The following is a 13,130-nucleotide window of genomic DNA, read 5'->3' as shown; positions in this document are numbered from 1 at the left end:
CGGTGGAGGACGACGCCAGGCGACCGCCTAGAGGTACTGACCCGTGTTGGCGACGGTGTCGATGGAGCGGCCGGGCTCGGTGCCCTGCTTGCCGGTGATGAGGGTACGGATGAAGACGATCCGCTCCCCCTTCTTGCCCGAGATCCGCGCCCAGTCGTCGGGGTTGGTCGTGTTGGGCAGGTCCTCGTTCTCCTTGAACTCGTCGACGCACGCCTGCAGCAGGTGCGAGACGCGCAGGCCGCGCTGCTGGTGGTCGAGGAGGTCCTTGATCGCCATCTTCTTCGCGCGGTCGACGATGTTCTGGATCATGGCGCCGGAGTTGAAGTCCTTGAAGTACAGGACCTCCTTGTCACCGTTGGCGTAGGTGACCTCCAGGAACCGGTTCTCCTCGGTCTCGGTGTACATCCGCTCCACCGTCGCGCGGATCATGCCCGCCACGCAGGCGTCGCGGTCTCCGCCGAACTCGCCCAGGTCGTCGGCGTGCAGCGGGAGGCTGGCGGTGAGGTACTTGGAGAAGATGTCGCGCGCCGACTCCGCGTCGGGGCGCTCGATCTTGATCTTCACGTCGAGCCGCCCGGGGCGCAGGATCGCGGGGTCGATCATGTCCTCGCGGTTGGAGGCGCCGATCACCAGGACGTTCTCGAGCAGCTCGACACCGTCGATCTCGCTGAGCAGCTGCGGGACGATGGTGTTCTCGACGTCGGAGGATACGCCCGAGCCACGCGTGCGGAAGAGCGAGTCCATCTCGTCGAAGAACACGATGACCGGGGTGCCCTCGCTGGCCTTCTCGCGCGCCCGCTGGAAGACCAGCCGGATGTGGCGCTCGGTCTCGCCGACGTACTTGTTGAGGAGCTCAGGGCCCTTGATGTTGAGGAAGTACGACTTCCCCTCCTGGCCGGTCTTGGCCGCCACCTTCTTGGCCAGCGAGTTGGCCACGGCCTTGGCGATGAGCGTCTTGCCGCAGCCGGGAGGGCCGTAGAGCAGGACCCCCTTGGGCGGCTTGAGCTCGTGCTCGAGGAACAGCTCGGGGTGCAGGTAGGGCAGCTCCACCGCGTCGCGGATCTGCTCGATCTGGCCGAAGAGGCCGCCGATCGACTCGTAGTCGATGTCGGGCACCTCCTCCAGCACGAGCTCCTCGACCTCGGACTTGGGCACCTTCTCGTAGACGTAGCCGGCTCGCGAGTCGAGCAGGAGCGAGTCCCCGGCGCGGATCGTGTCCTCGAGCAGGGGCTGCGCCAGGCGTACGACGCGCTCCTCGTCGGCGTTGGCGATGACCAGGGCGCGCTCACCGTCGGCGAGCAGCTCCTTGAACATCACGACCTCGCCGACCTGCTCGTAGTCGAACGCGGCCACGACGTTGAGCGCCTCGTTGAGCATGACCTCCTGGCCGCGGCGCAGGCCGTCGAGCTCCACCGAGGGGCTCACGTTGACCCGCAGCTTGCGCCCACCGGTGAACACGTCGACGGAGTCGTCCTCATTGCGCGCGAGGAAGGTCCCGAAACCGGCTGGCGGCTGGGCCAGCCGGTCGACCTCCTCCTTGAGCTTCATGATCTGGTCACGCGCCTCGCGCAGCGTCTCGGCGAGACGCTCGTTCTGCGACGTCACCGCCGACAGCGACCGCTGGGCGTCGGCCAGCCGCAGCTCCACGCCCCGCGAGTACGTCGGGGCGTCGCTGAGGCGGCGACGCAGGTCGGTCACCTCGGCCTCGAGAAAGCGCACCTGGCTCTCGAGCTCTTCGGGGCTCCGACCGTTGTTGCTGGACACACCATCTGACATCGACATGAGGCCCACCTCCTGTTCTTGCGACCCTACCCGGGCGGACACACAACGGAAGCGGTTGCGTCTCGGTGTTGGTCACGATTTGGAACCGTGACCCCAGCGGCCCTGCGGTTTGGTCACCAACCGCACGTCAGGGGCCTCCGGGGTTGCGGTTTGTGACCAAACCGCAGGGTCATGGGCCTCGGGAGGACGAAGGCGGCGGTCAGCGCGCGTAGCGCCGGGCGAAGTTGCGCAGCAGCAGGCCGGGGTGGGTGACGACGGCGCGAGCGGCCGCGGCCTGCAGGTCGGCGACCTCGCTGGGGTCGAAGTAGCCGAAGGTGGCGTAGACCGCGATCCGGGTCAGGATGCCCGGCAGGTCGAGCTCGGGGTGGAACTGCGTCGCGTAGACGTTCTCGCCCACCCGAAAGGCCTGCACCGGGCACGCCTCGGAGGTGGCCAGCAGGGTCGCGTGGGCCGGCAGCCGGGACAAGGCCTCCTTGTGACCGCCGTACGCCGTGAAGTCGCGCGGCACCGACGCGAACAGCGGGTCGGCCGAGCCTGCCTCGGTGACGGTGACCGCGAGCGGGCCGACCGGCTCGGGGTGGCTGGTGTCCACGACGCCGCCCTGGTGGGTGCCCAGGGTGCCGATGCCGAAGCAGGCGCCGAGGAACGGGAAGTCCGCGGCGACGACGGAGTCGAGCAGGACCGCGAGGTCGTCCTCGGTGCGCCGCTGGGCCGCCGACTTGCGCTCCTCGGGGTCCGAGACCGTGAAGGCGCCGCCGCCCAGCAGGATCCCGGACCAGTCGTCCAGGGACACCTCGCCGAGCGGACCGGTCGCCAAGGACCGGGTCTCCAGCTCCTCCGGCGAGACCTCGAGGAAGCGGCGGAAGGCGTCGTACTCCTCCGCGACCGCGTCGGGCTCGGAGCGGATCGACAGCAGGAGGAACGGCCTCACGCGGTCTCGGGCTCCCCCGTCACGGCTGCGCTCCGACCGTCACCGATTCCCTCGGCGACCCCGGTCGGCTCGGTGATCTCCTCGGCCACCTCCTCGGCGCGGGGGCCGGTGTAGTCCGGGCCGTAGGCGCCGGGAGCCGGTCGGCGGCGCTTCAGCGGCGCCTTCTGGCCCGGCGCCATCCGCCGGGCGGTGACCAGGAAGGCGGTGTGGCCGATCATCTTGTGGCCGGGTCGTACGGCGAGGCCCTCGACGTGCCAGTCGCGCACGAGCGACTCCCACGCCTGCGGCTCGGTGAATCCGCCGTGCAGGCGCACCGTCTCCATGAACCGCGACAGCTGGGTCGTGGTGGCGACGTAGGCGCACACGATCCCGCCGGGTCGCAGCGCGTCGGCGGTGGCGTCGAGGCACTCCCACGGGGCGAGCATGTCCAGGATGACGCGGTCGTAGCGCTCGCCGGTGGTGGGCAGCTCCTCGGCGAGGTCTCCGAGCCGCAGCGACCACGCGGGATGCGTCTCCCCGTCGGGGGCGCCGAAGAACTGGGTGACGTTCTTGCGGGCGACGTCGGCGAACTCCTCCCGGCGCTCGTAGGAGGTCACCCGGCCGAACGGCCCGACCGCGCGCAGCAGCGAGCAGGTCAGCGCCCCGGACCCCACGCCCGCCTCGACGACGTCAGCGCCGGGGAAGATGTCGGCCATCGCCACGATCTGGGCCGCGTCCTTGGGGTAGACGACCGCTGCACCTCGCGGCATGGAGACCACGAACTCCGAGAGCAGCGGCCGGAACACGAGGTACTCCCCGCCGGAGGTGGAGACGACCGTGAAGCCCTCCTCGCGCCCGATTAGGTCGTCGTGGGACATCCCGCCGCGGTTGGTGTGGAAGGTCTTGCCGGCCTCGAGGCAGATGTTGTGCTTGCGGCCCTTGGCGTCCACGAGGCGCACCCACTCGCCCTCGCGCAGGGGGCCGCGGTGGACCCCGGACCAGGCTCGGGGGTCGACATCGTCGTCGTGCGGGAGAGTCGAGGACACCGCGGAACCCTACTGTCGCCGGGCCCTCACTGGCGAAACGCTCGGTCGACGTCGGCGGTGGACAGCACGCCGAAGACCGAGCCGTCGTCCTCGACCAGGACGTACTCCGCCGACGGGTTGCGGTTGATCGCCAGGACCAGGTCCTCCCCGTTGATCGCCACCGGCAGGCTGAGCCCCTCGTCGAGCGTGCGGGCCACGGTCGACACCGCCACCCAGGGCCGGCGGTCCGCAGGCGTGGCCAGCAGCGCGGCCTCGTTGACGACGCCGATGGGCCGCCCGCTGCTCGTGACGGTGACGATGCTGCCCGCGTGGGCGTCCTGGGCGCGACGTACGGCCTCGGACAGGGGCAGGTCGTCGGGGACGGCGAGGGTACGGCGGGCGAGGTCGCGGGCGCGCAGGTCGGGCAGGCGGGAGCGCAGCCGGCCCGACGCGATCGCCGCGGTGGCACCGGACCACAGGAAGACCGCGATGAGCAGCGAGATCAGGAAGTCGAAGACGTCGGGGGGCCGTCCGAAGATCTGCTTCTGCAGCAGCGGCCACAGCAGGACCGCGCCGGCGGTGACCCGACCGCCCCACCCCGCCGCGACCGTGCCGCGGTGGACGTTGCCGGTGGCCCGCCACACCAGCGACTTGAGCACCCGGCCGCCGTCCAGGGGCAGGCCCGGGACCAGGTTGAGGACGCCGACGAGCAGGTTGGCGGTCGCGAGGCCGTAGACCGCCACCCGCAGGAGGCCGTCGGGGGTCACGAACCAGAGCCCGACGGCCGCCCCGCCGACGGCGATCGAGGTGAGGGGCCCGACGACGGCGATCCAGAACTCCTGGCGCGGCGTGCGTGACTCGCCCTCGATCGACGTCATGCCGCCCAGGAAGTGCAGCGTGATGGAGCGGACCTGGAAGCCGAAGCGACGCGCCACGATGGCGTGCGAGGCCTCGTGGAGCAGGATCGACCCGTAGAGGATGACCGCGAAGGACAGCCCGGCGACGTATTTCCACACTCCGAGGCCGGGCTGCGTGCGCTCGACGACGGGGGCGTACATGTAGGCGATCAGGCCGGCGATGACGAACCACGACGACGACACCAGCACGTCGCTGCCCGCGATGGTGCCCAGCTTGAAGGTCCCGGGAGGCCGGGACTCTCGGGGCGGTGGGGCGGGGTCGGGCACACACCGAACCTATCGGACCACTGGGTCCGGACCATTGCTCGGCGGGCTCGGCGGGCTCGGCGGGCTCGGCTGGCCCCGCGGGACGGGCGGTACGGCGCCGGCTGACCGCTGGTGGGGCGTGGGTGGCTGTCGGTGGGCTGGCCTAGGGTCGGGGCGTGAGGTCAGCATGACGGTCCAGGACACGGCGGCGCCCTCGCCCGCCGAGCGCGTCTCCACCCCGGTCGACGGGGTCGAGGTGCTCGGCGCCCTGTCGCCCAGCCGCGCCGGCGACTTCCTGACCTGCCCGCTGCTCTACCGCTACCGCACCATCGACAAGCTGCCCGAGCCCTACTCGGTCGACGCCGTCCGCGGCACCGTCGTCCACCGCGTCCTGGAGAACCTGTTCGACCTGCCCGCCGTGGACCGGACGCCCGAGCAGGCGCGGGGTCTGCTGATGCCGGCCTGGGACGAGCTGCTGGACGCGGAGCCCGGGGTGGCGGAGATGTTCGGCACCGAGGGTCCCGACGTCGCCGCCTGGCTGGCGTCATGCCGTGTCGTGCTCGACCGCTACTTCTCGCTGGAGGACCCTCAGCGCATCGAGCCGGCGGAGCGCGAGCTGTACGTCGAGGCGCTGCTGGACTCCAAGCTGCTGCTGCGCGGCTTCGTCGACCGCCTCGACATCGCCCCGGACGGCGCGATCCGGGTCGTCGACTACAAGACCGGGCGCTCGCCCACCGAGGGCTTCGAGGCCAAGGCGCTGTTCCAGATGAGGTTCTACGCGGTGGTCATCTGGCGCACCCGCGGCGTCGTGCCCGCCGTGCTGCAGCTGGTCTACCTCGGCAACGGCGAGATCCTGCGCTACGAGCCCGACGAGGACGACCTCCTGGCCACCGAGCGCAAGGTGGAGGCCGTCTGGGAGGCGATCCGCCACGCCCGCGAGACCCAGGACTGGCGCGCCCGCCGCAACCGCCTGTGCGACTGGTGCGCCCACCAGGCGATCTGCCCCGAGTGGGGCGGCACTCCCCCGCCGTTGCCCGCGGTCGACGCCGTCGTCGCCGACCCGCCGCCCGGGCCCGACGCGCCGGTGCTCGGCTGACGCTTCGCCTGCGGTTTGGTCACCTACCCACGTCGGAGGGCCTTGAACCTGCGGTTGGTGACCAAACCGCAGGGGTCAGCGCCCGTCGCCGACGTCGTGCCGCTCGGCCCAGACGGCGGCCTGGGTGCGGTCGACGACGCCGATGCGGGCGAAGGTCGAGGTGAGGTGCGCCTTGACCGTGCGCTCGGAGATGCCCAGCCGCCGGGCGATCTGCTTGTTGGCGAGCCCGGCGCGGACCAGCGCCAGCACCTCCAGCTCGCGCGGCGTGAGCCCGGAGGCCGGGCCGGCGGTAGGGCTGGTGGAGCGCGCCGTCAGCAGGGTCCTGGCCGCACGCGGGTGCAGCGGCGACTCCCCACGGCTGACCGCCCGGACCCCCGAGATGATCTCCTCGGGGTCGGCGTCCTTGAGGAGGTAGCCCACCGCGCCGGCGTCCAGCGCCGCGACGATGCGCTCGGCGTCGGAGTAGGAGGTCAGGACGAGCACCTGGGCGCTCGGGCTGTCCGCCAGGATGCGCCGCGTGGCGGCGACCCCGTCCATGCCCGGCATCTGCAGGTCCATCAGGACCACCTCCGGGCTGCTCTCGCGCACCACGTCGATGGCCTCCTCGCCGGTCGCGGCGCTGCCGACCACCTCGATGCCCTCGGAGCCGTCGAGCAGCTGCGCCAGCCCGGTGCGTACGACGGCATGGTCGTCGACCAGCACGACGCGGATGCTCATCGCGGCACCCGCACGACGACCCGGGCGCCCGCACCCGGTGAGGAGGAGACGTCCAGGGTGCCTCCGGTGTCGCGCACGAGGCTCTCGAGCCCGCGCAGGCCGTAGTGGGTCCCGGGGCGCGGCTGGTCCGGGTCGAAGCCCTGACCGTCGTCGGCGACCTCCAGCACGATCGAGTCCCCCTCGCTCTGCACCGAGACCCGCAGGTGGTCGGCGTGCGCGTGGCGCAGGGTGTTTCGTACCGCCTCCTGGGCGACGCGCCAGACGAGCGCGACGACGTCGGGGTGGACGTCGCCGAGCGGGCTCACGTGCACCTGGACGTCGACGCCCTCGGCGGCCGCGGGTGCGGTCAGGTCGTCGAGGGCGGAGGGCAGGCCTTCCGCGGTCAGGCCGGGCGGGTGGATCTCCACCAGCAGCGAGCGGAGCGCACGCAGGCTCGTGCGCAGCGACCCGGCGGCCTCGTCGAGGCGCTCGCGCTGGGGTGGCGGCAGCTCACGGGCCAGGGCGGCGACCCCGAACGTCGTACCGGCCAGGTCCTGCACCACGCCGTCGTGCAGGTCGCGGGCGACGCGGCGACGTTCGGCGTCGGAGGCGGTGGCGGCGCTGCGCAGCAGCCGCTCGCGCTCGAGACCGGCTCGGGTCAGGCGCCGGGTCAGCACCCACAGCATCGAGGTGGCCACCGCGACGAGGACCAGCAGCGCGCCCACGGTGATCTCCCGGAACGGCGCGAGCACCTCGCTGCGGCGGGCCTCGATGTCGCGCGAGGAGAAGTAGGCCTCGAAGAGGAGCGGCTCACCCTCGGGGCTCTCGATGCGGGTGTAGACCTCGACGAGCCCCTGGTCGCCGGCCTCGAAGCGGTTCTCGGGCTCCGCGAGGTCCGAGACCTCGGCCTCGGTCCCGCCCTCGTCCAGGACCTCGAGCTCCTCGCCGTCCAGGGCGAACCGCTCCCCGATGAGGCGCGCCTCGTCGGAGTAGATGATGCGCCCGTCCCGGTCCCAGATCTTGATCCGGCGCACGTCGCCGACGACCAGCCGGTCGAGGACCATGCGGTCGAACTGGTCGACGGCGCCGGCATCCCCGGCCACGAGCCCGCGGCGCATCTCAGGCTCCGCGACCGAGTGCGCCAGCACGCTCGTGGTGGCGCGGGCGTCGACGAGCGCCTCGTCGCGAGCGGCCCGGCCGCCGAGGTAGCCGGTGAGCAGCACCAGCACCGCCAGCGTGGCGAGCCCCGTGAGCACGAACTGCGTCACGGGGCTGCGCAGGGCGCTGAGTCCGGGCACGGTCATGGTCGGCCCAGTATCGCCCGTGCCTCAGTAGGAGACGCGCGCGACGCAGCGCTCGCCGCTGCGCGGGTTGCGGGCCCGGAAGGTGAAGGAGTCCTTGCCCGAGGCGTCCACGGTCTTGCGCTCGACGGAGAAGGAGCCGCTGCGGCCCCGGGTGCGCGAGGTCCCCTTCGCGGAGACCGAGCCGTTGTGGACCAGACGCCAGCGCCAGGTCTGCCCGGTGCGGTTGCTGTCGATCTCGGCCTCGACCTCGATCCGGCCGTCGTCCTCCTTGGCCTTGATCTTCCAGTCCGTCGAGCCGCTGCAGGACCCGGTCCGGATGACCCGGTCGTCGTCGGAGGAGGCGTTGGCGGCGCCCGCGAGGCCCGCTCCGAGCGAGGCGGCCAGGACGAGGGCGCCGGCGGACCGGGTGGCGGTGCGGGCGACGGTGCGGACTGCGCTGGGGGCGGTGTGAGTGCGGGGGGTGGTGTTCATGGCTTCTCCTTGGTCGGTGTGGGTCCAACCCTCCGCCGCGCCGGGTGCCGGCCGCCATTGTCCGGTGGTACTAGGACCACCCCGCGACTGCTCAAGACCCCCGCGTTTTGGACACCACCCGCCCGTTGGCGGGCGCCAACGGGGGGGTTGGTGACCAAACCGCAGGGGTGACAGGCCGCGCGGCGCGGCCGAGGCCGTCAGGCGAGGGCGGCGAGGTCGGCGACGGTGAGGCCGACGAGGGAGTCGCGGAAGTGGCGGGCGGGGCCGGGGGCGACGGTGACGTGGTTGGGGATGACCAGGACCTGGCAGCCGGCGCTGACGGCCGAGGTGGTGCCGGTGGTGGAGTCCTCGACGGCGACGCACGCGTCCGGCGCCACCCCCAGCGTGGCCGCGGCGGTGAGGTAGGGCTCGGGGTGGGGCTTGCCGTGAGTGACCTGGTCGCCGGTGACGATCGCGTCGAAGGTGCCGGGCGGCAGCTGCTCGAGGATCGGCGCCACGAAGCGCGCGTACGACATCGTCACCAGCGCCATCGGGACGTCGGCCTCGCGCAGCGCGATCAGCATCTCGCGGGCGCCCGGGCACCACGGGACCTGCTGGGACACCCGCGCGACGACGCCGTCGAGCAGCCGCTCCACGATCTCCTCCGGCGAGAGGTCGATCCCCATGTGCTCGCGGATGTAGCGGCCGGAGGAGAGCAGGTCGTTGCCGACCAGCTCCAGGGCGTGCTCGCGGCTCCAGGTGCCGCCGTACTCCTCGGCCAGCTCGTACTCCACGTCGATCCAGTACGGCTCGGTGTCGACCAGCGTCCCGTCCATGTCCCACAGCACGGCGGCGGGGCGCAGGTCCGCGACGGCGGCCGGCTCAGTCCTCAGGGTCGTACCCGAGGTTGGGCGAGAGCCACCGCTCGGCCTCCGCCAGCGTCCAGCCCTTGCGCTCGGCGTAGTCGGCGACCTGGTCGCGGCCGAGCCGGCCCACGACGAAGTACTGCGACTGCGGGTGGCTGAAGTACCACCCGGAGACCGAGGCGCCGGGCCACATCGCCATCGACTCGGTCAACGTGATCCCGGTGCTGGCCTCGACGTCGAGCAGGTCCCACAGCAGGGGCTTCTCGGTGTGGTCGGGGCAGGCGGGGTAGCCCGGAGCCGGGCGGATGCCGTCGTACTTCTCCGCGATCAGGTCGGCGTTCGAGAGCTGCTCGTCGGTGACGTGGCCCCAGAACTCCGTGCGGACCCGCTGGTGCAGGCGCTCGGCGAACGCCTCGGCGAGCCGGTCGGCGAGCGACTCGATGAGGATCGCGTTGTAGTCGTCGAGGTCGTCGCGGAAGGCCTTGACCCGCTCCGGCAGCCCGATGCCCGCCGTCACTGCGAAGCCACCGAGGTGGTCGGCGATCCCGCTGCCGACGGGCGCGACGTAGTCGGCCAGCGACCGGTTGGGTACGCCATCACGGTGCGCGCCCTGCTGACGCAGGTGGTGCAGCACCGTGAGCGGCTCCTGCCGGGCGTCGTCGGCGTAGGTGATGACGTCGTCGCCGTCGGCGTTGGCCGGGAAGAAGCCGTAGACGCCGCGGGCGGTGATCCACTTCTCCGCGATGATCGTGTCGAGCATCTCGTTGGCGTCGTCGTAGAGCTTGCGCGCGGTCTCCCCCGACGTGGGGCTGTTGAGGATGTCGGGGAACTTGCCCTTCATCTCCCAGGCGTTGAAGAACGGCTGCCAGTCGATGTAGTCGCGCAGCTCGGCGATGTCGTAGTCCGCAAGGACGTGGACGCCCGGCTGCTTCGGCGCGGGGGCGACGTAGCCCTCCCAGTCGACCGGGGTCGCGTTGGCCCGCGCCGCGTCGTAGGACAGCAGCTTGCGCTCGCTCTTGCCGGCGTGGCGGGTGCGCAGCGCGTCGTAGTCCTCCTTGACGTTGGCCATCAGCTGGGCTCGCCGGTCGTCGTGGAGCAGGGCCGCGGCGGTCGGCACCGAGCGGGAGGCGTCCTTGACCCAGACCACCGGGCCGTCGTACTTGGGGTCGACCTTGACCGCGGTGTGGGCGCGCGACGTCGTCGCGCCCCCGATGAGCAGCGGGATGGTGAGGCCCTGGCGCTGCATCTCGGTAGCGAGCGTCACCATCTCGTCCAGCGAGGGGGTGATCAGCCCGGAGAGCCCGATGATGTCGGCGTCGTGCTCCTTGGCGGCGTCGAGGATCTTCTGCGGGGGCACCATGACCCCGAGGTCGATGACCTCGTAGTTGTTGCACTGCAGGACCACGCCGACGATGTTCTTGCCGATGTCGTGCACGTCGCCCTTGACGGTGGCCATGACGATCGTGCCGTTGGTCTCCTTGGCGGTGGCGTACTCGGGGTTGTCGAGCTTCTCCTGCTCGATGTAGGGGATCAGGTAGGCCACGGCCTTCTTCATCACCCGCGCCGACTTCACCACCTGCGGCAGGAACATCTTGCCGGCCCCGAACAGGTCGCCGACGACGTTCATCCCGTCCATCAGCGGGCCCTCGATGACCTCGATCGGGCGGCCGCCGCGCTCGGAGATCAGCTGCCGCAGCTCCTCGGTGTCCGACTCGGCGTAGGCGTCGATGCCCTTGACCAGGGCATGGGTGATCCGCTCCCCGACGGGCAACGAGCGCCACTCCTCGGCGGTCGCCTCGACCTTCTCGCCCTCCAGGTTGTGGGCCTCGGCGATCTCCAGGAGCCGCTCGGCCGCGTCGGGGCGGCGGTTGAGGACGACGTCCTCGATGCGCTCGCGCAGCTCCGGCTCGACCTGGTCGTAGACGACGAGGGCCCCGGCGTTGACGATCCCCATGTCGAGGCCGGCCTGGATGGCGTGGAAGAGGAACACCGCGTGGATGGCCTCGCGCACGGGGTTGTTGCCGCGGAAGGAGAACGACACGTTGGAGATGCCGCCGGACACCTTGGCGCCGGGGAGGTTCTCCTTGATCCAGCGGGTCGACTCGATGAAGTCCAGCCCGTAGGAGGCGTGCTCCTCGATGCCGGTCGCGACCGCGAAGACGTTGGGGTCGAAGATGATGTCCTCGGGCGGGAAGTCGACCTCGTCGACCAGGATCCGGTAGGCGCGCTCGCAGATCTGCTTGCGCCGCTCCAGGTTGTCGGCCTGCCCGTCCTCGTCGAAGGCCATGACGACCGCCGCGGCGCCGTACTTCTTGCACAGGCGCGCCTGCGCACGGAACGTGTCCTCGCCCTCCTTCATGGAGATCGAGTTGACGATCGGCTTGCCCTGGACGCACTTGAGCCCGGCCTCGATCACCTCCCACTTGGAGGAGTCGACCATCACGGGGACGCGGCTGATGTCGGGCTCGGCGGCGACCAGCTTGAGGAAGCGGTCCATCGCGGCGACGCCGTCGATCATGCCCTCGTCCATGTTGACGTCGATGACCTGCGCGCCGTTCTCGACCTGCTGCAGCGCGACGGCCAGGGCGGCGTCGTAATCGCCGTCCTTGATCAGGTTGCGGAAGCGCGCCGAGCCGGTGATGTTGGTGCGCTCGCCGACGTTGACGAACAGGCTGGACTCGTCGACGGTGAACGGCTCGAGGCCCGCCAGGCGCATCGCCGGGGGTACGTCGGACGGCTCGCGGCGGGTCTGTCCCTCGACCGCCTTGGCGATGGCCGCGATGTGGTCCGGCGTCGTGCCGCAGCAGCCGCCGACCAGGTTGACGAAGCCGCTCTCGGCGAACTCCGCGATGATCGCCGCGGTCTCCTCGGGGGCCTCGTCGTACTCGCCGAACGCGTTGGGCAGGCCGGCGTTGGGATAGCAGGACACGAAGCTGTCGGCCAGGCGCGCCATCTCGGCGATGTAGGGGCGCATCTCCTTGGCTCCGAGCGCGCAGTTGAGGCCGACCGCGAGGGGTCGGGCGTGGCGCACGGAGTCCCAGAACGCCTCGGTGACCTGACCCGAGAGGGTGCGTCCGGAGGCGTCGGTGATGGTGCCGGAGACGATCACGGGCCAGCGGCGCCCGTACTCCTCGAACAGGGTCTCCACCGCGAAGATCGCGGCCTTGGCGTTGAGGGTGTCGAAGATGGTCTCGATGAAGAGCAGGTCCGAGCCACCGTCGAGCAGCCCGCGGCCGGCCTCCATGTAGGCCGCGACGAGCTGGTCGTAGCTGACGTTGCGCGCGCCGGGGTCGTTGACGTCCGGCGAGATGGACGCCGTGCGCGTGGTGGGCCCGAGGGCGCCGGCGACGTACCGCGGGCGCTGCGGTGTCCGCGCGCTCGCGGCATCGGCCTCGCGGCGGGCCAGGCGCGCGGCTTCGTAGTTGAGCTCGTAGGCGAGCTCGGCCATGCCGTAGTCGCTGAGCGAGACCGCGTTGGCGTTGAAGGTGTTGGTCTCGACCAGGTCCGCGCCGGCCTCGAGGTACTCGCGGTGGATGCCGGCGATGATCTCGGGCTGGGTGAGCGTCAGGAGGTCGTTGTTGCCCTGGAGGTCGCTGGGCCAGTCGGCGAAGCGCTCGCCGCGGTAGCCCGCCTCGTCGGGCCGGTCCCGCTGGATCGCCGTGCCCATGGCGCCGTCGATCACCATGATCCGCTCCCGCAGGGTCGCGGTCAGGGCATCGGTGGCGTCGGGCCGCAGGTCCGTCGGTCGGGACACAGGACTCCTCTCGGGCTCGGCCGGCGCCGTGCGGCGCCGGAGTTCCAGCGTAGGAAGCGCGTCCACGACGTGGACTCGGATTCC

The 13,130-nt window shown here is 71.4% G+C and carries 10 protein-coding genes; 1 reads left to right on the top strand and 9 read right to left on the bottom strand.

The genetic code is table 11. The annotated features are described in order from the left end of the window. Window positions 1-27 precede the first annotated feature (27 nt). From arc to E4622_RS06575, 4 genes are all read right to left on the bottom strand, one after another. Window positions 28-1,782, bottom strand: a complete 1,755-nt coding sequence (gene arc / locus E4622_RS06590; RefSeq protein ID WP_134739220.1) for a proteasome ATPase — start codon at window positions 1,780-1,782, stop codon at window positions 28-30. A gap of 199 nt (window positions 1,783-1,981) precedes the next feature. Then, on the bottom strand, window positions 1,982-2,713 hold the full coding sequence (locus E4622_RS06585) for a glutamine amidotransferase (protein ID WP_134739219.1): 732 nt from the start codon (window positions 2,711-2,713) through the stop codon (window positions 1,982-1,984). Then, entirely contained in the window at window positions 2,710-3,738 is a 1,029-nt protein-coding gene (locus E4622_RS06580; RefSeq protein ID WP_134739218.1) for a tRNA (adenine-N1)-methyltransferase, read from the bottom strand. Before E4622_RS06580 ends, E4622_RS06585 begins: the two co-directional genes overlap by 4 nt. Before the next feature lie 26 nt (window positions 3,739-3,764). Beyond that, entirely contained in the window at window positions 3,765-4,901 is a 1,137-nt protein-coding gene (locus E4622_RS06575; protein ID WP_134739217.1) for a site-2 protease family protein, read from the bottom strand. A 166-nt stretch (window positions 4,902-5,067) separates the two neighbouring features. On the opposite strand from E4622_RS06575, the gene E4622_RS06570 reads away from it, so the two are divergent. Then, complete coding sequence (locus tag E4622_RS06570; protein WP_134739216.1) at window positions 5,068-5,976, top strand: PD-(D/E)XK nuclease family protein; 909 nt, start codon at window positions 5,068-5,070, stop codon at window positions 5,974-5,976. 75 nt (window positions 5,977-6,051) lie between these two features. Here E4622_RS06570 and E4622_RS06565 read toward each other — a convergent pair whose 3' ends face one another. From E4622_RS06565 to metH, 5 genes are all read right to left on the bottom strand, one after another. Continuing rightward, entirely contained in the window at window positions 6,052-6,693 is a 642-nt protein-coding gene (locus E4622_RS06565; RefSeq protein WP_134739215.1) for a response regulator transcription factor, read from the bottom strand. After that, the gene (locus E4622_RS06560; protein ID WP_134739214.1) at window positions 6,690-7,976 is read right to left on the bottom strand and encodes a sensor histidine kinase; all 1,287 of its coding nucleotides are present in this window, start codon (window positions 7,974-7,976) and stop codon (window positions 6,690-6,692) included. Before E4622_RS06560 ends, E4622_RS06565 begins: the two co-directional genes overlap by 4 nt. Before the next feature lie 24 nt (window positions 7,977-8,000). Beyond that, the gene (locus E4622_RS06555; RefSeq protein WP_134739213.1) at window positions 8,001-8,447 is read right to left on the bottom strand and encodes a hypothetical protein; all 447 of its coding nucleotides are present in this window, start codon (window positions 8,445-8,447) and stop codon (window positions 8,001-8,003) included. 197 nt (window positions 8,448-8,644) lie between these two features. After that, window positions 8,645-9,274: an HAD family phosphatase gene (locus E4622_RS06550; RefSeq protein ID WP_280633743.1), complete on the bottom strand. Its 630-nt coding sequence runs from the start codon at window positions 9,272-9,274 to the stop codon at window positions 8,645-8,647. A gap of 34 nt (window positions 9,275-9,308) precedes the next feature. Then, window positions 9,309-13,046, bottom strand: a complete 3,738-nt coding sequence (metH, locus tag E4622_RS06545) for a methionine synthase (RefSeq protein WP_280633742.1) — start codon at window positions 13,044-13,046, stop codon at window positions 9,309-9,311. Window positions 13,047-13,130: the final 84 nt, after the last annotated feature.

The sequence above is a fragment of the Nocardioides sp. 503 genome, assembly GCF_004522095.1.
Classification (GTDB): Bacteria; Actinomycetota; Actinomycetes; order Propionibacteriales; family Nocardioidaceae; genus Nocardioides.
This window is presented reverse-complemented; position numbering and strand designations above follow the sequence as displayed.